The following is a 21962-nucleotide window of genomic DNA, read 5'->3' as shown; positions in this document are numbered from 1 at the left end:
CAAGGCCGGATAGCAGGGAAATTTGCGTTAAGTTCCCGGTGACTGATGGCAGTAACATTGAAGGGATTGTGTGACAGTGGGGTTAAGGCCAGATGAAGGTTTTTAAAACGCGCTGATAATGTGCGAGGATGGACGGCCTTATCCCTGTCTGCCGGAGAGTCAGCGTGGAGCACGCCAGCGAACGTACCATCATTGCACAGACAGAAGCCGTACTCCGTCAGCGCCTGGCCCCGCTGGGAGACGTTGATTTTCTTTATCTGCGTCAGAACCGGCATGCCCCCGGTGACGCACTGGTCGTATCGAGCCACGCGGCAGACTGGGTGAGTGACTACAGCGAACGTCGCCGTTATCTGAAAGACCCGGTGGTGCTGGCGGCACAGCAGCGCATTTCTCCGTTTAACTGGCAGGACTGCGCACGGCCCAACGCCGGGCTGTGTGAGGCGGGTAACCGGTGCCAGCGGGTCAAAGGCTACACCTTCACCGTGCACGACCCGCAGCAGCAGATGTCACTGCTCAGCGTCATCCGCCGCCGCGATAATCTGACGTTTTCCCATGAGGTGATTTCCCGGCTGGCTGACCTGCAGATGCTGTTAGTGGCCCTGCATGAAAAAACAGCCCTCTGCTCCAGCCATCATCCGGCGCTTTCGGGGCGTGAACAGGAAGTGTTGCTGTGGAGCAGCCGGGGGAAAACCTACGGCGAGATTGCTGTCATCCTTGGTATTCAGCTCAGTACGGTGAAATTTCATATGGCTAACGCCACGCGAAAACTGGGCGTCAGCAACGGTAAACATGCCATCCGGCGCGCGCTGGAGCTCAACTCTCTGCCGCCCCCCCTCTACTAAAGGCTAGCTGGACGCAGCGGCCTCAGCCTCTACACTTGTTCTTCACTTATCGATTATCAGGAAACGTTATGTCGTCGTCTTCCGTCCGTCTCCCCGCAGCCGTGTATACGCTGGGGTTTGGTGTTTTTGCGCTGGTGACCAGCGAATTCCAGGTTGCCGCACTGATGAATATCATGAGCGCCGATCTGCATATCAGCCTGCCGATGACCGGTTATCTGATTACCCTGTACGCGCTGGCGATGGCGATAGGCGGGCCGCTGATCGCGCTGGTGTTACTGAAGCATCCGCCGCGCCGCAGCCTGCTGATCCTGCTGGCGCTGTTTGTTGCCAGCCAGGCGCTGGGAGCGGTAGCGGGCAGCTATCTGCCGCTGGTGATTGCCCGTATCCTGACCGGGGCGGTGGCGGGTGCCTTTATCGGCTGCGCGGTGAGCACCGGCGTCAGGCTGGTACCGCAACAGCAGATCTCCGGTGCCATCACCGTCGTGCTGGGAGGGCTGATGATCGGCACCGTGCTTGGCCTGCCGCTGGCCAGTTTTATCGGCAATCTGGCAGGCTGGCGCGTCAGCTTCTGGTCAGTGGTGGTCATTGCCCTGCTCGCCCTGTGGCTGACCGCCAGAACCGTGCCTGCCACGCTGAAACCGGACGACATCAATCTGGCTGATGAACTGCGGGCGTTAAAAAACCCGACGCTGTGGCGTGCCTACAGCACCAGCCTGCTGATTATTGGCGCGACCTTCGCCGGTTTCAGCTACTTTACCCCTATCCTCAGCTCGCAGACCGGTTTCAGCCACGGCGAAGTGACCGTGCTGCTGCTGGTATACGGCATGGCCACCGTACTGGGCAATGCCGTGGTGGGAAGGCTTGCCGGGCGTTATGCACTGCCGGCGATCGCCACGGGTCTGCTGGCGCTGGCCTGCTGTTTTGCGCTGTTTGCCCGCTTTATTCATCTGCCGCCGGTCGCCATTGCATCGGTTGTCGGCGTCGGGCTGTTTGGCGTGACGATGAATCCGGCGATGGTGACGCGCGTGATGGCCGCTGCCGGTAACCGACAGCTGGTGAACACGCTGCACACCTCGATGATCACTTTCGGGCTGATGCTCGGGTCGCTGCTGGGCGGGCTGGGTATTGAGTACGGTTTCGGGCTGAGCGCGCCGCTGTGGATCGGAGCAGGTATGGCGCTGTGCGGGCTGTTAACGCTGATCCCGGATCTGAAAACCACCCGGTCACAGGCCTGTACAGAGTAAACCCTGTGCTGATACCGCTTCTTTAACCCCAGGGGCTGACCTTCTTTTCAGGTCAGCCCACTCCCCCTTAGCAAGGAAAAATCATGAATCAACAACGCTGGACAGAGGTCGATAATTATCTGACAGAACAGCTGGTGCCACAGGATGAGGCACTGCTGGCCGCGCTGGAAAACAATCAGGCCGCGGGCTTACCGGCCATTGATGTGGCTCCGAATCAGGGCAAATTGCTCAACCTGCTGGCAAAAATGACCGGGGCGAAAAGCATACTGGAAATCGGCACGCTTGGCGGCTACAGCACGCTGTGGCTGGCGCGTGCGCTGCCCGAAGGCGGCAAAGTGATCACCCTGGAATATGAACCCCGCCACGCGGAGATCGCCGCACAGAATATCCGCCGCGCCGGGCTGGAACACAAGGTCACCCTGCGCGTCGGCGCCGCACTGGATACCCTGCCGACGCTGGCTGACGCCGCGCCATTTGATATGATCTTTATTGATGCTGATAAACGTAATAACCCGGCCTACCTGGAGTGGGCGATCCGCTATTCGCGCCCGGGTACGCTGATTATTGGCGATAACGTGGTGCGCAATGGTCACGTCGCTGACGGCGATACCAGCGACTGGAATATTCAGGGGATACGTGACTTTCTGACCATGATGGGCAGCGATCCCCGCCTTGACGCGACCGCGATTCAAACCGTGGGGGCAAAAGGCTGGGACGGCTTCTCGCTGGCGCTGGTGAAATAATTTCACCCTGGCTCGTGAGGGCCGGGGGCGATATTGGCCAGTGAAACCATAATGCCACACAGGGAAGTACAAATAAGGGGGAAAATAAACGCCTCAGAGTGACGCAAGGGATTATTCAGGTCCAGCGCCACAACCAAAAAAAACAAACCCGATGCAAAGGTGGCGCCAGAAAATACCTGATGTAATTTATATTGCAGCTTGTGTAATGAAAATGGCGGCGTATGCGTTGACCGCCAGTCCCAGATAAGGTGAATCATCAGATAGAGGGTACAAACAGAAAAATAGAAATAGACCAGCTGCTGACTATCCTGTGGGAAGAACGAACTGAATCGCATCAACTTGCGCGCCAGACGGCGAACAGGTACAAAGCACTGAGCAGGGTTCCTCCTGTCACCACACCACAGTTGATGACATAAGGCGTGAGGGTAATAGCCGGAAATAACAGGAGAACAAATCCCGAAAGTGCCAATCCCCAGCCACCCCCACCTATTATCGCATGCATTAACGTTTTAAGACTGAAATCCATTTCCCACCTCCATAACTTATTCCATTAATAAAGAAAAACCTCCTGAGCACGCCAAAAATATTACCGAAAATAAAAACAAAGATCATCACAAAATAATAAAGCAGCCGCCCTTAAATCCCGTTTTTCGGGATGGATCGCAGAATTCAAGGGGCAGGACTTATCCCCCGCTCAGTGCCGGAAAACGCTGTTTCAGCCCGCTAAACAGAGCGGACATCTGCGCTTCCAGCGGCAGGTCCGCCCCCTCGCCCGCGTTTACCGCCGCAAACACCTGGTGCTTGAGAAAATGACGCCAGACTACCGGCTGTCGGGCGAGAAACACCGTTAACAGCTGATAGCGTTCCGGTGTCCACAGGGCTTCAAAGGTGCGCCGGGCGTCCCCTACGTCGAAGTGCTCGCCAGTCCCCGCCGGCATTGCCGCACGCAGGCGCGCCGTCCCGACGTCGTCAATCTCTCCGCACTGCAGCGCCACGCCGTACTGCTCACGAGCCGCCTGCTCCGTCAGGAAGCCGCACTGTACATCCTGCAGTACCGCCTGCGCGCGGCGGTTTTTCGCCAGCCCGTAGCCGCCGGCACCCGGGCCTTTGATTGCCACCACGTCACCCGGCCCGCAGTGGATCACATCGGTGTTCCCGTGCTCCGTCACGCGGCCATCGGCATGTTCGGTGCGAAACCACGAGGTGCTGCCCGCCTGCCCGCCCGCCGCCCCGGCGGAGGAGAAGACCGAGCGATTGCGGTTGCGGGCTGTAATGGTGGTATTGGGGGCAAACACCTCAAACGCCATTTCGGTGGCCAGCCCGCCGCGATACTCCCCGGCACCTGCGCTGTCGGTCGCCAGACCATAGCGCAGGAACCGCACCGGGACCTCCGCTTCGTTGATCTCTATTGGCGTATTCTTCAGGAACGCCGACAGGCCGCCGGAACCGTCCGGGCCGTCGTGTTTCGGCGTACCGCCCGCCCCGCCCCCTACCGGGCCGAGGGAGGCCACCACGCTGCGGTTCTGGCCGTCAACGGTGCGGATATTGATGATGGAATTCCCCCCCGGGGAGTTGGCCGGCAGCCGATCCGGCATGGCCAGGGAAAACGCGCCTACGGTGGCAATCTGCGACATGGCACAGGTCAGGGAGCGCATGCCTACGGCCGCTGGCGCTTCACAGTTCATAATGGTGCCCGGCGGCAAAATCGCCCGCGTCGGGCGCAGCGTCCCGGCGTTCAGCAGCAGGGAACGATCCAGCGTCGACAGGACGTACGTCACCCCCACCAGCGCCAGCGGGTGACGTTCCCGCCCCCCGGTCGGCATATTGAGGGAGGACATCAGCTGCGGATCGCTGCCGGTATAGTCCAGCACCAGGCTGTCGCCTTTCACCCGCAGCATGACGGCGATACGGCAGGGATAACCGCCCTCGCCATCTTCGTCCGCGTAATCGGCGTAGAAATACTCCCCGTCAGGAATGGTGCTGATAATGCCGCGCGCCTGCTGCTCGGCGTAGTCGAGGATCCTCTCAACCCCGGTCAGGAAGTCCTCAATACCAAAGCGGGCGATAATCTCCTGCACTTTGCGTTCGCCAATATTTACCGACGCAATCTGGGCATTAAAGTCTCCCCAGTTCTGATCGGGCGCACGAACGTTCAGCCGCATAATGCGCGCCACCTCTTCGTTCAGCACGCCTCCGCTGATGATCTTCAGCGGCGGGATGCGGATGCCTTCCTGCACGATCTCCGTCAGCGAGCGCGACAGCGAGGCCGGTACCGCTCCCCCCACGTCGGTGTTATGGATGTGCCCCACCACAAAACAGGTGATTTCGCCGTCGTGGAACACCGGTTTCCAGATATGAATATCCGGTGAATGGGTGGCCACGTTACCTGCATACGAATCGTTGGTGATGCAGATATCGCCTTCCTTATAGCCATCAATCAGCGCCAGCACCGGGCCATAATCAATGCCGCTGTACCAGGGCGCACCAAAGCTGCGCGGCGACGCAAAGGCCATCCCGTCACGGCTGACAATCTGACAGGAAAAATCTTCCGTCTCTTTGACAAAGGTGGAGTGCGCGGTACGCATCAGCGTAAATGCCATGGCATCGGCGGCGGCCGCGCAGTAGTTGGCGAGAATTTGCAGGTTACGTCCATCAATGGCCATGATGTGCTCCGGTTAGCGGGGTAATAATCAGGTTGCCGTAGTGGTCAACATCGACCTGCATCTGCGGCGGAACGCAGGTGGTGCAGTCATCCTGGGCAATAATCACCGGCCCGGTCAGCTGGTGTCCGGCGCGCAGCGCACTGCGGGCAACAACATCCAGCTGCCACCAGCGCCCGTCAATCCAGGCTTCAACCTGTTGCTGCACCGGAACCGGTCCGTCTGCCTCAGGCAGCGTGGTCAGGCGTGGTTTTGGCGTCGGGGAGGAGAGCACCAGCCGCAGGTTGATAAGTTGTACCGGTGCCTGCGCATCGTGATGGCCAAACAGACGGGTGTGATGAGCATCGAAGGCGCTGCGGATTGCCTGCAGGTCCCCTTCGAGCAGCCAGCATCGCTGCAGGACAACATCGATTTCAAACGACTGTCCGCGATAGCGCATATCTGCCGAGAAACTGAGTTCGTACGGCAGATCGGCACCATATTCCCGTGCCAGCCAGCCTTCCGCTTCATCACTGAGCTGCTGCGCACTCTGCTGCAGGCGGTCGCTGACCACCGGGGTCAGGTCGCAGTAGAGCGTGCGGATAAAGTCATTTTTGATATCGGCCACCAGGCCACCCAGCGCCGAAAGCACGCCTGGCGTGGGGGGCACCACCACGCCTTTCAGCTTCAGCTCACGCGCCAGGAAGCAGCCCATCATGGGCCCGGCACCGCCGAACGCCAGGAAGTAAAATTCGCGCGGATCCAGACCAAAGCGCGAGATCAGCCCGCTGGTGTCGCTGTACATGCTGGAGATCGCCAGCGCGATAATATTTTCGGCCGTTTCCTCAATGCTGATCCCCAGCGGGCCAGCCAGTTTCCCGACCGCCGCACGCGCCCCGGCGACGTCCACCTGCACCGCGTTGTAACCCAGGTCGCCATGCCCGATCAGACCACAGGCCGCAAAGGCATCCGTGGCGGTCGCTTCGGTGCCGCCACGGCGGAAGCAGACCGGCCCCGGCAGCGATCCGGCGCTGTCCGGGCCGACCTGCAACACCCCCAGACTGTCTATCCAGGCAATCGATCCGCCGCCCTGTCCCACCGAGGTGACAGAGACGGACGGAATATAGATCGGGAAATCACCGATAATTTCGCCGTTACCGTATTCCGGACGACCGTCGATGATCACCGCCACATCCGCGCTGGTGCCGCCGATATCCAGACTGAGCAGGCGGTCAAAACCGCAGCTTTCAGCGATATAGCTGGCACCCATCACCCCGGACGCCGTGCCGGACAGCACCATCTGCACACACTCGGCTTTTGCCTGCGCCAGACCCATCACCCCGCCGTTAGATTTGGTGATACGCGGCGGTACCGGTACCCCCATCGCTTTCAGCGCCTGCTCGAAGGCATCCAGGTACTGGATCACCTTCGGCTGCACGTAAGCGTTGATCACCGCGGTGATGGTGCGTTCATATTCGCGGATGATCGGCCAGATCTCCGCCGAACAGGAGGTCAGCAGGTCAGGGGCGATTTCAGCGACGATCTCGCGCACCTGCGCTTCATTGCTGCCGTTGCGATAGCTGTGCAGAAGTGAGACGACAATGCCCTCGCAGCCCGCCGCGCGCGCCGCCTCCACCGCATCAATGACGCTCTGGCGATCGACCGCCTGCAGCACGTTGCCGTCGCGGTCGCTGCGCTCCCTGATGGCGAAAACGCGGTCGCGGGCGATCAGCGGAGCCGGGCGGCGTGAAAACAGATCGTGAATATGCGGAATTTTGAGCCGCGCCAGTTCCAGCACATCACAGAACCCTTCCGTGGCAAACAGCGCCAGCTTTACCCCCTTGCGCTGGATCACTGCATTAACGCCGACCGTCGTGCCGTGGGTAAAGTAATGGATGTCGGCAGGATCAATCCCATCGCGCTGCGCAAACTGCGCCAGCCCGGTGGTGATCTCGCTGCCGGGGCTGTCCGGGCGTGACAGGACTTTCAGGGTACGGATGCTGTTATCACGCTCGTCCAGCAGCGCAAAATCCGTGAACGATCCGCCAATATCGACGCCAACGCGGTAGCTCATGGGGTGTTGTCCTCTGGTGGGGTGGGAATAAATTCCATCAATCGCTGTGGCTGTGCCAGGGGCTGCCAGCCCGCCCGACGGTAGACGTCGTGAGCATCGTCGGTGGCCAGCATCCAGCGTTTTATCGTGTGCAGTTCGGGATGGGTGAGCACGGTGGCGGCAAACCAGCGGCCGAGCCCTTTGCCGCGATGGGCATCATCAATCATCACGTCGCTGAGGTAAGCAAAGCGGCTGTAATCGGTGATCAGGCGACCAAATCCGACCTGCTGCTGGCGGTAATAAAGACCGAAGGGCATGGATGCGGCGAGAGATCGTTCGGTGGTTGCCAGCGACTGCCCGGCAGCCCAGTAGCTTTTTTCAGACAGCTGGGCATGCACCCACGCGATATCCAGTTTGTGGGTATCGCTGCTTAACAGATATTCATCGCGCTGCCATTCGGCAACCACGGGGACAACCGGCTTGAGCATAGGAACTCCTGGCTCTTTTTTAGCGGATAAAAAGAGTGTAAGCCCTTTAGCAGGCGCAGTTTTTTGGTTGTTCGGGGTCAGTACGGCGTTTTGTGGGGAATTGCGGGCGGGCGGGAAAATATTCTGCCGGAAGCGGGAAGCCCGCGAGCCAGGCATGGTGCTGTCGCGGGCGCGCGGCGCGCCCCTGACGTTAACCCGGACAATCGTACAAATCCTCGCCACGGGTTGACCGAAAAAAAGGGCCAGCCCGGGCGTGAAATGGGATTAAAACTCGACCTGGGTGTGGCGGGTAATCAGCGACCTCAGCGGCACACTGCTTTTCATGATGGGGGACTTGATCACGATATAACTGAAGTACTTATCAATGCCCACTTTGGCATCGAGCAGCCCTTCAATCACTTCCTGATAGTGTTCAATACTGCGGGTAATAAAGCGCAGCAGATAGTCATAACCCCCGGTGATCAGATGGCACTCCATCAGCTCATCCACTTCGCGGATCGCATTCTCAAACTTCAGGAAATCTTCGCGGCGATGCCCGGACAGGGTCACTTCGGTGAACACCGTGACGGAATCGGTGATTTTCGTCAGATTGATATGCGCCTCATAACCGGTGATAAAACCCGCGGTTTCCAGGCGCTTGACGCGTTGCAGACAGGGGCTGGGCGAAAGCCCAACGGCATCGGCCAGGTTCACATTGCTGATACGGCCATCTTTCTGGAGCTGAACCAGAATGTTAATGTCGATACGGTCCAGTTTCATTAAGCCGTTCATAAGACCCCTCATTGGTTCACGTCACCCAACTGGTATAGCACGCTTAATCACTGAGACGCCAGTATTTTAACATCGCGTGCTATCCGGGCGTAATTATCAATAAATGTAATAATATCAATGAGGAAGAATTATCAGCCTAAACGCCCCGTGGCGCGTGCCAGGGCGATATCAAAGATATGCAGAGCCTCTTCCAGCTGCGAATCACTGGTCACCAGCGGTGCCAGGAAGCGCACGGTATTGCGGTGCAGGCCACACTTGATCAGCAACAGTCCTTCCTGGCAGGCGCTGTCGAGGATCTTCTGCGTCAGCGCGGCATCGGGCTTTTTGCTTTCAAAATCGATTATCTCCACCGCCTGCATAAAGCCAATGCCACGCACTTCCCCAATGCAGGCATATTTTTCTGCCAGCTGATGCAGACGCGCATTCATCTGCTGGCCGAGCTGATTCGACCGCGCCAGCAGATCGCCCTGCTCAAACAGATCGAGTACCGCCAGCGCCGCCGCACAGCCCAGTGCGTTACCGCCATAGGTGCCGCCCAGCCCGCCCGGCGCTGGCGCATCCATAATTGCTGCTTTGCCGACCACGCCAGAAATCGGCAGGCCGCCGCCGAGGCTTTTTGCCACGGTGACCAGATCCGGCACGATGCCGCTGTGCTGGAAGCCAAACATCCTGCCGGTACGGCCAAAGCCGGTCTGCACTTCGTCGCAGATCAGCAGAATACCGTGACGCTGGGTGATCTCGCGCAGCGCCTGCATAAAGGCCGGCGACGCCGCCAGGAAGCCACCGTCACCCTGTACCGGCTCGATGATGATCGCCGCGACACGCTCCGGCAGGATCTGCACGGCGAACAGCGTCTCCAGCGCGTTGAGGCAGTCCTGTTCGGACACGTGATGGAAGGCGTTAGGGAACGGGACGCGGTAAATATCCCCCGGGAACGGCCCAAAGTTCTGCTTATAGGGCTGGCTCATTCCGGTTAAGGTCACGCCTAATAGGGTACGCCCGTGAAACGCACCGTCAAAAGCGATGATGCCAGGACGACCGGTGTGTGCGCGGGCAATTTTCACCGCATTTTCTACCGCTTCAGCCCCGCTGGTGAAAAACACACTTTTAAATTCTTCACCGGCACCAATCAGCGCGTTCAGACGCCGGGCCAGCTCGATATAACCCGGATAAGCGGCTACCTGAAAACAGGCATGGGATACCCGCTGCAGCTGCGCGGTGACAGCATTCACCACGGCAGGATGGTTATGGCCCACGTTTAATACGCCAATGCCGCCGACAAAATCTAAATAACGATTCCCTTCCACATCCCAGACTTCAGAACCTTTGCCTTTGGCAATCACAATCGGGTGTGCGGTGACTACGCCACGGGGAACATTTTCTGCACGCGCGTCCAGAAACAGGGCGTTATCAGAGAATGTCTGCTGTTCAGCCAGTAAATTGTGCATTGATTTGCCTCATTGACGTCAAGATGAATAGTTGCCCTGAGCGGGCATGGGTCAAGTATCGCAATAAGCCGTCAGGGAAAGCTGCCGTTCGACGGGCGGCGGCAGCATTAACTTTCGTAATTCGTCCCAAACGTTGAATTAAATTTTTACCGGCAGGGATTCCTGCACCACCGCGCAGAACCAGCGGATGCCGTAGGGGATCAGCGCATCGTTAAAGTCATATTCCGAGTGATGCAGCGGACGACTTTCCGCCGACCCCAGCCAGACATAGGCCCCGGGTGTGGCCTGCAACATAAAGGAGAAGTCTTCCGAGGTCATTGCCGGTTTGGGCGCGGGGCCATGCTCCAGTCCGGCGCGGCGCGCGGCGTTCAGCGCCACCCGGGCTTCATGCTGACCGTTGATGGTCGCCGGATAGTAACGATCGTAGGTCACCCGCGCCGTCAGCCCGTGCGACGCCGTGACATGCTGCGCCAGTTCGCGCATGCGCTGTTCAATCCGATCCTGCACGCCAGCATCAAACGTGCGTACCGTCCCGCTCAGGCTCGCCTGCGCCGGGATCATATTATGGGAGAAGCCGCCGTTAATGCGCGTCACCGTCAGTACGGCGGGATCGCACGGGTCCAGATCGCGGCTGACAATCGTATGCAGCGCCACCACCAGTTCACTGGTGGCCAGCAGCGTATCGGCGGTCAGCTGCGGCTGGGCAGCATGGCCGCCGCCGCCCTCCACGGTGATACTGAAGGCATCGCCAGCGGCCATAATCGGCCCTGGCCGGGTCTGTACCGTGCCCAGCGGCAGCTGCGGCCAGTTATGAATGGCATAGACCGCGTCACAGGGAAAGCGGGTAAACAGGCCGTCGTCGATCATCGCCTGCGCCCCGGCCAGCCCCTCCTCCGCCGGCTGGAAGATAAAACAGACCGTTCCGTCAAAATGGCTCTCCGCCGCCAGCGCCTGAGCGGCCCCCAGCAGCATAACGGTGTGGCCGTCATGCCCGCAGGCGTGGCAGACATCGGGCTGACGGCTCTTCCACGGCTGACTGCCGTTATCGGCCATCGGCAACGCGTCCATATCGGCGCGCAGGCCAACCGTGCGCGTGCTGCTGCCGCGCTTCAGGACGCCGACCACGCCGGTTTTACCGATGCCCTGATGAACCTCCAGCCCCAGGCGGGTGAGAAACTCAACCACCAGCGCGCTGGTGCGGTGCTCCTGATAACCCAGTTCGGGGTGCTGATGAATATCGCGCCGGAGCGCCACTAATGCGGCAAGATCCATATCAGTATCCTTTTTCACGATCGACCACGCCGATCATCGGTTCACCACGCTCAAAGCGACGAATATTGTCCAGCAGCGCTTCCACCGCACTCTCGGGCTGCGTCTGGCTGGCGATATGAGGCGTCAGCCAGACGGCCGGATGCTGCCAGAAGGCATGACCGGGCGGCAGCGGTTCCGGTGCCGTGACATCCACCACCGCTGCCCGCAGCTGCTGGCTGTCGAGGGCGCGGATTAAATCGTCATGATCCAGCTGCGCGCCGCGCCCGACCTGCACCAGCGCCGCCCCACGGGGTAACTGGCTGAACAGATCCGCATTGAGCATCCCTTCGGTGCTGGCGGTGAGCGGCAGCAGGCAAATCAGAATGTCGGTGCGGGCAAGGAACTCGCCCAGGCGGTCACGGCCCGCATAGCACTGTACGCCCGGCAGGTCGCGCGGCGACCGGCTCCAGCCTGCGCAGTCAAAGCCCAGGGCCACCAGCGGCTGTAGCACTGCTTCGCCCAGCGTGCCCAGCCCCATCACGCCTATGCGGCGGCTGGCAGCGGTGTGTACGCTGTGCGCCTGCCAGAGGCCCTCCCGCTGCTGTTGCAGATAGCGCGGCATATCACGGTGCAGGCCCAGCACGGCAAAGGTGACATATTCCACCATCCCGCGGGTCAGGCCCGGTTCGATCATCCGCACCACCGGCAGCGTCGGTGGCAGGCTGGCATAGTCAAACTGATCGGCCCCTGCTCCCACCGAAAACAGCACTTTCAGGTTGGGAAACCGCTGCATAATGTCATCTGGCGGTATCCACGCCACCAGGTACCCGACCTCTTCCGGATTGCCGGTGTCCGGCCACAGATGAAAGCGGGTAGCGGGTGCCCGTTCCGCCACCAGCGCGGCCCATTTTTTCCCACGTTCGGGCTCAGACTTATAGACAATGTTCATCAGGCCAGCGCCTGGCTCATCAGGGCGAATGCCTGCATTCCGCCGGTTTCAGGCTGCCACGGCTCGCCTTTGTACATGGTGACCGGGGTATCCACTTCCACCAGGCCCAGCCCGGTGAGCCACGGCCCCATCCCCGCCGAGCGATCGGTGTCGATGCGCACAAACTGACCGCTGACCTCACTTAACAGCTGGCTGACCAGAAGCTTCGCATTTCCCGGGCTGCGTGCGATGACCGGGCCAATCGCATAGCCGTGACCGAAGCGGCGCAGGCAGGCAAAGCCGGCGGCCGTACCGTTCTCTTCCAGCACCAGAAAACGCTCTGCGCTGTCGAGCAGGTTGGCGATCAGCAGCGGGCGGTGCTGCCCCAGCGCCTGACGATCCAGCGCGGTCAGCAGCGCGGCATCCTGCACGCTGGCGCTGCGCAGCTGTTGCTGCGGCCCACAGGCAATGGCGGAGACCGCCGCCAGCTCCCGGCACTGATGCTGCTCAACGTGGCCGGTGGCGACAAAGCCCAGCTTTTCATACAGCGGTTTACCCGCCTCCGTCGCGTGCAGCCGCACGTGGCTCCCCTCCAGCTTCGCCAGCGTCTGCTGCATCAGATCTCTGCCAATGCCGCGCCCCTGCTGGTCCCCGCTGACAATCACCAGCCCGAGGGTGGCGTAATCACGCCCCCAGCGCCAGCGTAGCGCGGTGCCAATCACCTCGCCCTTCTCCACGGCCACCAGGCCTTCGCCCAGCCGCAGCGCCTGCTGCCAGTCGGCACGGCGGTGCGGCCATTTCACCTGCTGCGTCAGGGCAAAGGCGGCATCCAGATGGGTTTCGTTCATCGCAACAAATTCAATCGTCATTTCGGCTCCTTACATCATTCCCGGCGCATCAAGGCCGGAACCGTCGATCAGCCGTTCGTAGCGGAACGGCGTCGGATCAACAATCGGGGTATCTTTCGTGGCAAGATCAGCGGCCAGCCGCCCGGCTCCGGGGCCAATGCCAAAACCGTGGGCGCTGTAACCAGCGGACAGCACCAGGCCGGGCAGTTTGCCGACCGGGGAGATCACCGGCACGGCATCGGCGGTGCTGTCGATCATTCCGCCCCAGGCCTGCTCCAGACGCACCTTCTCCATCGACGGGAACTCTTTACGCATGGCACTCAGCCCCTCCTCCACCATCGCCATATCCGGCGACGGGTCGAGAATGCGCACTTTTTCAAACGGTGAGATGCCGTCCATACGCCAGTGGGCGTATGCTTCCGGCCCGGTGATAAACGGACCAATGCCGAGGTTGATCTTCAGGTTTTTACGCCGCGCCTTAAAAGTCGGCCAGAACTGACGGGCATAGCGCAGGCCCTGCAGGCCAGGTTCCAGGCGGCCCCGTCCGGAGACAGACACGGTGTAACTGCCGTCCAGCTGCGGGCGGCAGGCGAAGCCCGGCGTATACAGCGGCAGAGCAATTTTTTGTTCGATGGGCGCGGTGCGGAACGCCGTGCCAATGACGTTGCCGAGAGGCAGATCGATACCGTGACGGCGGCAAAACATGGAGGTCCAGGTGCCGCCTGCGCAGATCACACTGCTGGTTTTGATTAGCCCCCGTTCGGTGAGCACGCCGCTGACGCGGCCGGCGGAAATATCCAGCCCGCGCACCGCGCACTGCTGAAACACCATCGCGCCCAGCCGCTGGGCGGCAATCGCCAGGCCCGGTGCCGCCAGTGAAGGCTCGGCGTGTCCGTCAGTCGGCGAGGATACGCCCCCCAGCCATGCGCTGGTGCTGCCCGGCGTCATCGCCCTGGCCCGCTCCGCCGTGAGGATCTCACTGTGGAAGTCATAGCCTCTGGCCATCTTATTCCAGGCTTCCCAGGCGTTGATGTCGTCCTGGTTCTGGGTGGCGTACACCAGGCCGCTGCGGCGGAAGCCCAGCTCTTCCCCGGTTTCCGCCCCCAGTTCCCCCCAGCGTTGCAGCGCGTATTTGATTAACGGCAGCTCGCGCTCGTCGCGATTCTGCTGACGGCACCAGCCCCAGTTGCGGCTTGACTGTTCGCCGCTGACCAGGCCCTTTTCAATCAGCACCACGCTGACGCCTTTTTTCGCCAGTTCATAGGCAGCAGCGGCCCCGGCAATGCCGGCGCCAATGACCACCACATCGGCCGCAGGCGGAAAATGCGGGCTGTCCTGTACATATCGAATGGGTGCGGGCATGTTGTTCCTTACCTGAAAATAGTGTGACGGGCAGACCGGAAAAAAGCGTCCGCCCCTTCATCAATCAGCGACTGCGGCACTGCCGGTCGCCCCGTCTTACAAGGCGATATCGCTCTCTTCGTGTTCATCCAGCCAGCCCTGACGCAGCTCCGGCACGGCGCGTTTCAGCCGCTCATAGTACAGCTCGGTGGAAGGCTTGTCGTAGTCGGCGCGCGCGACCTGGGTGACCATCCGGCCATTTTTCACCACAATAATCTCGTCACACACCGAACGCACCGCATGCAGGTCATGGCTGATAAACAGCACCGACAGGCCCAGCTCGCGGCGCAGTTCGGTGATCAGATCCAGCACCGCCGCCGCCACCACGGTATCCAGCGCCGAAGTCACCTCATCACAGAGGATCAGGTCCGGCTCGGCCGCCAGCGCACGGGCCAGATTGACGCGCTGCTTCTGCCCCCCGGACAGCGACCAGGGCTTACGCCACAGCACGCTGCGCGGCAGGCGCACCAGATCGAGCAGTTGCAGCATGCGCCGCTCCAGCGCCTGACCGCGCAGACCGTGAAACAGCTTCAGCGGACGCTTAAGAATGGTTTCAATACTGTGCGCCGGGTTCAGGGCGGTATCCGCCATCTGGAACACATACTGGATGCGGCGCAGTTCGTTTTCCGGGCGTTGATGCATATCCCCGGCAATGTAGTGACCGTTAAACAGAAGATGGCCGCTGCACGGTTTGTTCATCCCGGCGATGGCGTGGGCCAGCGTGGTTTTACCCGAGCCGGACTCCCCGATAATACCAATGGCCTGGCCGCGATACAGGCTGAAGTTAATATCCTGCAGGATCTTAATTTTCGGCTGGCCGTCACTGTCCAGCGGGCCGTAACCGGCCGACAGGTCGCGCACCTGCAGCAGCGGCTGCACGCTGTCATCCGGAGCCTGCCACGGACTCGGTCGCGGTTTCTGCCTGGCCGCTTCCAGCAGCAGATGGCTGTACTCCGCTTTCGGTGCGCGCAGCAGCTGTTCGGTGGTGCCGTATTCCGCAATGGCCCCCTTCAGCAGCACGAGGATTTTATCCGCCATCTGCGCCACTACCGCCAGGTCATGGCTGACGTAGATGGCGGTGGTGCCGCGCTGGCGTACCACGCGGCGAAAGGCTTTCAGCACTTCGACCTGGGTGGTGACATCCAGGGCAGTGGTCGGTTCATCGAGGATCACCACCTCCGGGTCGCTGATCAGCGCCATGGCGGTCATCAGACGCTGGAGCTGGCCGCCGGACACCTGGTGCGGATAGCGGTCACCGATGGTTTCCGGGTTGGGCAGCGCCAGCTCGCGGAACAGCTCAATGGCCTTGGTTTCCGCATCGGCGCGGTTCATCACGCCGTGGATCACCACCGGCTCCACCACCTGGTCCATGATCTTCATCGCCGGGTTGAAAGAGGCCGCGGCACTCTGGGCGATATAGGCCACTTTATTGCCGCGGAACTGACACAGCTGTGACGGCGTCAGCGAGGTGACGTCCGTTCCGGCAAGGTGGACGGTGCCCCCGGCAATCTGACAGCCGTGGCGGGCATAGCCCATCAGCGCCAGGGCGATGGTGGTTTTGCCGGAACCGGACTCGCCAATCAGGGCCAGCACTTCCCCCTTCTGCACGGTGAAGTGAATGTCGGAGACCAGCGCAATTTCGCGCCCGTCATCGGCCTGCGCAGTGACCCGCAGGCCATCGACGGAGACCACCGGCGTAGACGCATGTGGCGTAATATTCATGCAACCCCCTTAGCAACCACGGTTAAGGAACGCATCGACTGCAGGCTGTCAATAAACAGGTTGGCCCCGATGGTCAGACTGGCAATCGCCAGCGCCGGCATCAGCACCGCCGGGGAGCCATCAAATAATCCCTGTAAGTTTTCGCGCACCAGGGTGCCCCAGTCGGCATAAGGCGGCTGCACGCCCAGCCCGAGGAAGCTCAGACCACTGAGCAGCAGCACGATATAGACAAAGCGCAGACCGAAGTCGGTCAGCATCGGGTGCAGCATATTCGGCAGAATATCGTGGATCGCCACGTACAGACGGCTCTCTCCGCGCAGGCGGGAGGCCTGGACATAATCCATCGAACGCAGGCTGGAGGCCATGGCATAGGCAATGCGGTACGCCCCCGGCCAGTAGGTAAACACGGCGGTAATAATCAGCATCGGCAGCGACGAGCCAAACACCGCGACGATCATCAGCGCAAGGATTTTGCCCGGCAGCACCAGCATGGCGTCGTTGATGCGCCCCAGCACCTCTTCCAGCCAGCGCCCGGCGACGGCCGCCAGCAGCGCCAGCAGCGTACCGACCAGGCTGGCCAGCACGGCTGCAGTGAGCGCCAGACCGATGGAGTAGCGTGCGCCGAACAGGATACGGCTGAAAATATCGCGCCCGAGGTAGTCGGTGCCGAACCAGAACTCGCGGCTGAAGTCACCAAACAGCGGACCGCCGCCGATATCCTCCAGGTTGTGCGGCGCGAGGGCAGTGCCAAACACCGCCATAAAGATCCAGAACAGGGTGATCAGCAGGCCGATACGGCCGCTGATGGTGAGCGATTGAAAGAAGCGCCACGGCAGCGTCAACAGATTCATCAGCCCCTCCACTTAGGATTGAATGCGATAGTCAGAATGTCAGCGGCCAGCAGCAGCACCAGATAGCAGACGGCGAAGAACATGACGCACAGCTGCACCACCGGCAGGTCGCGGTTGCTGACCGCATCCACCATCTGGCTGGCCAGCCCCGGGTAACTGAAGATACTTTCGATAATGATCACGCCGCCAAACAGGTACGAGAGGCTGAGTGAGATGGCATTGGCAATCGGCCCCACGGCATTCGGCAACGCGTGGCGCAGCATGGCACGCAGCGGCGAGACGCCTTTTAACAGGGTCATTTCCAGATACGGGCTGTCCATCTGATTGACGATGGCTGCCCGGGTCATCCTTGCCATCTGCGCTACCACCACGCAGCACAGCGTCATCACCGGCAGGGCAAAGGTGCGCAGAAAGCCGAGGAAGTCCTGATGGGTGGAGCCCAGCGACATCGCCGGCACCCACTGCAGTTTGACCGCGAAGATAATCACCGCCACGGTGGCAACGAGAAACTCCGGTACCGCCACCACGGCCATGGTGCTGACCACCAGCGCACGATCGAGCAAGGATCCGCGCTTCATGGCCGCGGTAATGCCAATAAACAGCGCCAGCGGCACCGACACCAGGGTGGTAGTGACGGCGAGCTGGAAGGTGGCCGGTATACGCTGTGCCACCAGCTGAGTCACCGGAAGATTACTGGCGAACGAGGTGCCAAAGTCGCCCTGAAACATGCCGGCCAGCCAGCTGAAGTAACGCATCACCAGCGGCTGATCGAGGCCGAGCTGCTGGCGCAGTGCCGCGACCGTTTCCGGCGTCGCGGACTGGCCGAGGATCATCTGTGCGGCGTCCCCCGGCAGCATACTGGTGATAAAGAACACCAGCGCCGAGACAATCAGCAGCGTCAGTATGCCCGACCCGATGCGCCGGAATATCAGTGTCAAAAGGTACCTGTTCATCGCCATTCTCCTGGTGAAAGTTTAAAAATTTACGACGTCAGCCAGGCATACTCGTGGAAGCGATAGCCCATCATCATGCCTGATGGCATCGCTTCTACCCCTTTCACTTTGTTACTGCAGCCATCCATCGTACTGATAAAGGCCGGGATCAGCGTGCCGCAGTTGTCGTACACCAGCTTCTGCATGTCGCCATACATCTGCTTGCGTTTTGCCTGGTCGCTTTCACCCCGGGCGGCGGTGACCAGCTGGTCGAACTGGGCATTTTTCCATCCCGATTCGTTCCAGGATGCGGTGGAGTAATAGAACTGGGAGAACAGCATATCCAGCGTCGGACGCGGGTTGACCGAACCGTAACCGATGGGATCTTTCATCCAGTGGGCCGACCAGTAACCGTCATACGGCACGCGGCGTACCGCCACGTTAAGACCGGCAGAGCGGGCAATCTGCTGTAGCAGCTGGCCGCCCTCAACGGCCCCTTCGATGTTCGGCGTGGTGATCACTTCTATTTTCGCGCCGACCATATTGGCCTTCTTCAGGTGAAACTTCGCCTTATCGAGATCCAGCGGACGCTGCGGCAGATCCTTGTTAAACATCGGATGCCACGGCGGCACCGGCGTGTCGTTACCGATATCCCCGAAGCCCTGCAGCACGGTCTTGACGATCATCTCGCGCGGCTGCAGATATTTCATTGCCAGCACGAAGTCCGGGTGGTTACCCGGCGCACGGTCAGTACGGATAATCAGGTCGCTGTACATGCCTGATTTGCTCTCCATGATGGTAAATTTGCCGTTCTGCCGCAGGCGTTTAACGTCATTGGCGGAGAGCGTGGACACCATATGCAGGTCGCCGGACATCAGGGCGTTGACGCGTGCCGCAGGATCCGTCACCCCCATCAGCTCCACTTCATCAAGGTGAGGCAGGCCCGGTTTGTAGTAATTTTTGTTTTTGCTGCCGACGGTGCGTACGCCCGGCTGGAATGAGGTCAGCACAAACGGCCCGGTGCCAATCGCTTTACTGAAGTCTTTGGTGCCGTCCTGCACGATCAGGAAAGAGCTGGTGGCCAGAATCGACGGCAGGTCGACGTTAGGCTGATCTAACGTGATCTGCACTTCCCCCGGGCTCACCGCCTTGATCTCTTTCATCTGGCTGGCGAGGGTGATGACCGTTGAGGCCACCGCCGGGTCTTTGTGGCGGCTGAGGGAGTAGACCACGTCGGCGGCAGTCAGTGCTTTACCGTCGTGGAAGGTGACGCCGGGACGCAGCTTCACCTGCCAGACCAGACCGTCGCTGCTGGTCATCGATTCTGCCAGCGCGGGCTGCGCCTTCAGGTCTTTATCCAGCTCCATCAGGCCGCTGTAGAACATAAACTGACGGCAGTAGTCGCCACTGTTGCTGCCTTTCGCCGGGTCGAGGGTATCACTGGCCGAGGCGTTGGCGACCGCAGCACGCAGTTTGCCCCCCTTGACCGGCGTTTCCGCAGCGAAGCTGAACTCCGGGAAACCAATCAGGCCGGTGCTCATTACCGCGCCGGCGGACAGCAGCTTCATCATGCCGCGTCGGGAAATGGCAACATCCGTTATCGCCTGGGTCAAATTCGGGTTAACACGGCTAAATTCTTTGCGAAATTTACTCATTTGCATACCCTCGATGTTGAAATCAGCGATCCCCTGAATCATTGGGGCCGCCGCAGAACGGCAACGTAGCGGATCCCCGCGAGCCGTTGCCAGCCCGTGGTGAAAGCCAGCGTGTCGGTGGCCCGAAGAATGGCGGGGATCAGGAAAATTTATCTTTGGCTTTGTAGTAAAGCCCCGCTACCGGCAGGAACCAGGGCTTACCGAAGTAGCCGGGAACCGCTGGCCAGCTGTTGCGCTGCCACGGGTTGTCGTTACTTTTTTCTGCTATCAGATCGGCCATCACCCGGCCCATCCACACGGACATCTGGGTGCCGTGCCCGCTGTAGCCCAGCGAGTAAAACACCCCGTCCTGTTCACCGGCATGGGGCAGTCGGTCAGCGGTCATATCCACCAGTCCCCCCCAGCAGTAATCGATGGCAACGTTACCCAGCGCCGGGAACATGGCCTGCATCCCCGCCTTCAGTACTTCGCCACTTTTCGCATCCGACGTCGGGTTGCTGATGGCAAAGCGGGCGCGGCCGCCAAACACCAGACGACGGTCGGCGGTGGTGCGCAGATAGTTGCCCAGGTTCAGCGAGGTGACATAGGTGCGGTCACCCGGCAGTAAACGGTTGAGCAGACCGGCTTCCAGCGGTTCCGTCACCACCACAAAGCTGCCCACCGGGATAATGCGCCGCTGGAACCACTCAAACGGGCCGCTATTCGAGCAGCCGGTGGCCATCAGCACTTTTTCGGCGACGATATCGCCCTTCGCGGTGCTGACCCGGTGGCGGTAGCCGTTAAGCCGCGTCAGACCGGTGACTGCCCGGTGCGGATAGATGGCCGCACCGGCACGGGCTGCGGCTTCCGCCAGGCCGACGCCAAACTTACCCATGTGCATCTGACCGCCGTGATGCTGTAACAGCGCACCGTGGAACTGCGGCGAGTCAATCTCACGTTTCACTTCATCCGCGCTAAGGATTTCCACGTCCGGGTCAACGTGGCGTTTCATCATCTCGCATGCCGCCACCAGCGACGGCAGATGTGACGCCTTGCTGGCCAGTTTCAGCTTGCCGCAGCGGCGGAAATCACAGTCGATCTGCTCGCTGGCGACCACGCCCTGCACGTAGTCCACCGCATCGGCAAAGGCCCGGTAGTAGCGGGTAGCCTGTTCGACGCCCTGGGACTCCACCATCGCGGCGAAGTTCTGTGCCACCCCGGTATTACAGTGACCGCCGTTGCGCCCGGAGGCCTGGCTCATGACCTCACCCGCTTCCAGCACCACCACGTTGACGCCGCTGCGGGCAAGACTGAGTGCGGCAGAGATGCCGGTAAAGCCGCCGCCAATCACCACCACATCTGCGGTGGCTGGCAGGTCTCCGGGGGTTGCCCCGGTGAATACCGGGGCCGTTGCCTGCCAGAATGATTCCAGTTTCATGCCCTGCTCCTCTGCGGCTTACAGCCCGACAACGCCCGGAAGACCACCGATACCGCTGATCTCGGTATACTCATAGGCCGGGTTGCCCGGACCGTGACCACGGTTAACGTAGACCTTGTTTTTGATGCCCAGGTCATAGGCGGTCATCAGGTCGTATCGCAGGCTGCTGGAGACGTGCAGGATCTCCTCCGGGCCACAGTTCAGCTTGTTGAGCATGTACTCGAAGCCCTTCATCTGCGGCTTGTAGGCCCCCACCTCTTCCGCCGTAATGGTCATATGGATCGGTGCGCCCAGGCGCGGAACATGGTTTTTGATCAGCTCATCGGTCGAGTTAGTCAGCAGCACCAGGGGAAATTCTCTGGCCACCACCGCCAGGCCGGCAGGCACATCAGGGTGCGGGCCCCAGGTGGCGCAGGCGGTCATCACCGCCGCGCAGTCGGCCTCCGTACACTCCACGCCCCATTTGTTACAGGTGCGGTACAGCGCACTGGCCACCACCTGCGGATAAAGCTTGAATGCCCCCAGCACTTCGTCCAGGCGATAGCTTGAAAAGTCATTGGTGAACGCCAGCATCTGCGCCGGACTGACGCGGTCAGCGAAGATGGCGGCAGCAGCACCGGCCATGTCGAAGTTGATCAGCGTGCCGTAACAGTCGAAGGTGATGTATTTCGGTTTAAACACAGCCATTGCGCTACCTCTACAGAGTTCGGTTTAAGGATGAAACGGGGT

At 60.7% G+C, this 21962-nt stretch carries 19 protein-coding genes; 3 read left to right on the top strand and 16 right to left on the bottom strand.

The window, feature by feature from the left end:
* Positions 1–164 precede the first annotated feature (164 nt).
* The 3 genes from K6L24_RS08380 to K6L24_RS08370 all read left to right on the top strand — a co-directional run bounded on the left by K6L24_RS08380 (position 165) and on the right by K6L24_RS08370 (position 2829).
* On the top strand, positions 165–842 hold the full coding sequence (locus K6L24_RS08380) for a LuxR family transcriptional regulator (protein ID WP_162900961.1): 678 nt from the start codon (positions 165–167) through the stop codon (positions 840–842).
* A gap of 68 nt (positions 843–910) precedes the next feature.
* On the top strand, positions 911–2086 hold the full coding sequence (locus K6L24_RS08375) for an MFS transporter (RefSeq protein WP_222682176.1): 1176 nt from the start codon (positions 911–913) through the stop codon (positions 2084–2086).
* 83 nt (positions 2087–2169) lie between these two features.
* Complete coding sequence (locus K6L24_RS08370; RefSeq protein WP_222682175.1) at positions 2170–2829, top strand: O-methyltransferase; 660 nt, start codon at positions 2170–2172, stop codon at positions 2827–2829.
* 334 nt (positions 2830–3163) lie between these two features.
* On the opposite strand, the gene K6L24_RS08365 is transcribed toward K6L24_RS08370, so the two are convergent.
* The 16 genes from K6L24_RS08365 to K6L24_RS08290 form a co-directional block, all read right to left on the bottom strand.
* A complete protein-coding gene (locus tag K6L24_RS08365) occupies positions 3164–3355 on the bottom strand; it encodes a hypothetical protein (RefSeq protein ID WP_222682174.1) in 192 nt (63 codons plus the stop codon).
* A gap of 157 nt (positions 3356–3512) precedes the next feature.
* Positions 3513–5492, bottom strand: a complete 1980-nt coding sequence (locus K6L24_RS08360; protein WP_222682173.1) for a hydantoinase B/oxoprolinase family protein — start codon at positions 5490–5492, stop codon at positions 3513–3515.
* A complete protein-coding gene (locus K6L24_RS08355) occupies positions 5482–7542 on the bottom strand; it encodes a hydantoinase/oxoprolinase family protein (protein ID WP_222682172.1) in 2061 nt (686 codons plus the stop codon). Before K6L24_RS08355 ends, K6L24_RS08360 begins: the two co-directional genes overlap by 11 nt.
* Positions 7539–8009, bottom strand: coding sequence for a GNAT family N-acetyltransferase (locus K6L24_RS08350; protein ID WP_222682171.1), 471 nt, complete (start codon positions 8007–8009; stop codon positions 7539–7541). The genes K6L24_RS08355 and K6L24_RS08350 overlap by 4 nt, the downstream gene beginning before the upstream one ends.
* Before the next feature lie 264 nt (positions 8010–8273).
* Positions 8274–8780 (bottom strand): Lrp/AsnC family transcriptional regulator, encoded by a 507-nt coding sequence (locus tag K6L24_RS08345; RefSeq protein WP_062742678.1) that lies wholly within the window; start codon positions 8778–8780, stop codon positions 8274–8276.
* Between the two features lie 131 nt (positions 8781–8911).
* The gene (gene gabT / locus K6L24_RS08340) at positions 8912–10228 is read right to left on the bottom strand and encodes a 4-aminobutyrate--2-oxoglutarate transaminase (protein ID WP_062742679.1); all 1317 of its coding nucleotides are present in this window, start codon (positions 10226–10228) and stop codon (positions 8912–8914) included.
* A 138-nt stretch (positions 10229–10366) separates the two neighbouring features.
* Entirely contained in the window at positions 10367–11500 is a 1134-nt protein-coding gene (locus K6L24_RS08335) for a M20 aminoacylase family protein (protein ID WP_222682170.1), read from the bottom strand.
* A gap of 1 nt (position 11501) precedes the next feature.
* The gene (locus K6L24_RS08330) at positions 11502–12428 is read right to left on the bottom strand and encodes a 2-hydroxyacid dehydrogenase (RefSeq protein WP_222682169.1); all 927 of its coding nucleotides are present in this window, start codon (positions 12426–12428) and stop codon (positions 11502–11504) included.
* A complete protein-coding gene (locus K6L24_RS08325) occupies positions 12428–13276 on the bottom strand; it encodes a GNAT family N-acetyltransferase (protein WP_187510151.1) in 849 nt (282 codons plus the stop codon). The genes K6L24_RS08330 and K6L24_RS08325 overlap by 1 nt, the downstream gene beginning before the upstream one ends.
* A gap of 9 nt (positions 13277–13285) precedes the next feature.
* A complete protein-coding gene (locus K6L24_RS08320) occupies positions 13286–14617 on the bottom strand; it encodes an NAD(P)/FAD-dependent oxidoreductase (RefSeq protein ID WP_137269313.1) in 1332 nt (443 codons plus the stop codon).
* Between the two features lie 96 nt (positions 14618–14713).
* The gene (locus tag K6L24_RS08315) at positions 14714–16378 is read right to left on the bottom strand and encodes an ABC transporter ATP-binding protein (protein ID WP_187510149.1); all 1665 of its coding nucleotides are present in this window, start codon (positions 16376–16378) and stop codon (positions 14714–14716) included.
* Positions 16375–17229 carry an ABC transporter permease gene (locus tag K6L24_RS08310; RefSeq protein ID WP_062742685.1) on the bottom strand — a complete coding sequence of 285 codons (855 nt, stop codon included), beginning with the start codon at positions 17227–17229 and terminating at the stop codon, positions 16375–16377. Before K6L24_RS08310 ends, K6L24_RS08315 begins: the two co-directional genes overlap by 4 nt.
* Positions 17229–18182: an ABC transporter permease gene (locus K6L24_RS08305; protein WP_062742686.1), complete on the bottom strand. Its 954-nt coding sequence runs from the start codon at positions 18180–18182 to the stop codon at positions 17229–17231. Before K6L24_RS08305 ends, K6L24_RS08310 begins: the two co-directional genes overlap by 1 nt.
* A 29-nt stretch (positions 18183–18211) precedes the next feature.
* Positions 18212–19816: an ABC transporter substrate-binding protein gene (locus tag K6L24_RS08300; RefSeq protein ID WP_062743081.1), complete on the bottom strand. Its 1605-nt coding sequence runs from the start codon at positions 19814–19816 to the stop codon at positions 18212–18214.
* 139 nt (positions 19817–19955) lie between these two features.
* Positions 19956–21233: an NAD(P)/FAD-dependent oxidoreductase gene (locus K6L24_RS08295; protein ID WP_062742687.1), complete on the bottom strand. Its 1278-nt coding sequence runs from the start codon at positions 21231–21233 to the stop codon at positions 19956–19958.
* 18 nt (positions 21234–21251) lie between these two features.
* On the bottom strand, positions 21252–21920 hold the full coding sequence (locus tag K6L24_RS08290) for a haloacid dehalogenase type II (RefSeq protein ID WP_062742688.1): 669 nt from the start codon (positions 21918–21920) through the stop codon (positions 21252–21254).
* Positions 21921–21962 lie beyond the last annotated feature (42 nt).

Source organism: Erwinia persicina, from assembly GCF_019844095.1.
Taxonomy (GTDB): Bacteria; Pseudomonadota; Gammaproteobacteria; order Enterobacterales; family Enterobacteriaceae; genus Erwinia; species Erwinia persicina.
This window is presented reverse-complemented; position numbering and strand designations above follow the sequence as displayed.

Bases quoted from the DNA above. Each gene is read 5' to 3' on its own strand.
- K6L24_RS08360 (WP_222682173.1), bottom strand. From the start codon at position 5,492: ATGGCCATTGATGGACGTAACCTGCAAATTCTCGCCAACTACTGCGCG.
- K6L24_RS08315 (WP_187510149.1), bottom strand. From the start codon at position 16,378: ATGAATATTACGCCACATGCGTCTACGCCGGTGGTCTCCGTCGATGGC.
- K6L24_RS08365 (WP_222682174.1), bottom strand. From the start codon at position 3,355: ATGGATTTCAGTCTTAAAACGTTAATGCATGCGATAATAGGTGGGGGT.
- gabT (WP_062742679.1), bottom strand. From the start codon at position 10,228: ATGCACAATTTACTGGCTGAACAGCAGACATTCTCTGATAACGCCCTG.
- K6L24_RS08290 (WP_062742688.1), bottom strand. From the start codon at position 21,920: ATGGCTGTGTTTAAACCGAAATACATCACCTTCGACTGTTACGGCACG.
- K6L24_RS08325 (WP_187510151.1), bottom strand. From the start codon at position 13,276: ATGACGATTGAATTTGTTGCGATGAACGAAACCCATCTGGATGCCGCC.
- K6L24_RS08355 (WP_222682172.1), bottom strand. From the start codon at position 7,542: ATGAGCTACCGCGTTGGCGTCGATATTGGCGGATCGTTCACGGATTTT.
- K6L24_RS08375 (WP_222682176.1), top strand. From the start codon at position 911: ATGTCGTCGTCTTCCGTCCGTCTCCCCGCAGCCGTGTATACGCTGGGG.
- K6L24_RS08295 (WP_062742687.1), bottom strand. From the start codon at position 21,233: ATGAAACTGGAATCATTCTGGCAGGCAACGGCCCCGGTATTCACCGGG.
- K6L24_RS08320 (WP_137269313.1), bottom strand. From the start codon at position 14,617: ATGCCCGCACCCATTCGATATGTACAGGACAGCCCGCATTTTCCGCCT.
- K6L24_RS08345 (WP_062742678.1), bottom strand. From the start codon at position 8,780: ATGAACGGCTTAATGAAACTGGACCGTATCGACATTAACATTCTGGTT.
- K6L24_RS08335 (WP_222682170.1), bottom strand. From the start codon at position 11,500: ATGGATCTTGCCGCATTAGTGGCGCTCCGGCGCGATATTCATCAGCAC.
- K6L24_RS08310 (WP_062742685.1), bottom strand. From the start codon at position 17,229: ATGAATCTGTTGACGCTGCCGTGGCGCTTCTTTCAATCGCTCACCATC.
- K6L24_RS08300 (WP_062743081.1), bottom strand. From the start codon at position 19,816: ATGAGTAAATTTCGCAAAGAATTTAGCCGTGTTAACCCGAATTTGACC.
- K6L24_RS08305 (WP_062742686.1), bottom strand. From the start codon at position 18,182: ATGAACAGGTACCTTTTGACACTGATATTCCGGCGCATCGGGTCGGGC.
- K6L24_RS08350 (WP_222682171.1), bottom strand. From the start codon at position 8,009: ATGCTCAAGCCGGTTGTCCCCGTGGTTGCCGAATGGCAGCGCGATGAA.
- K6L24_RS08370 (WP_222682175.1), top strand. From the start codon at position 2,170: ATGAATCAACAACGCTGGACAGAGGTCGATAATTATCTGACAGAACAG.
- K6L24_RS08330 (WP_222682169.1), bottom strand. From the start codon at position 12,428: ATGAACATTGTCTATAAGTCTGAGCCCGAACGTGGGAAAAAATGGGCC.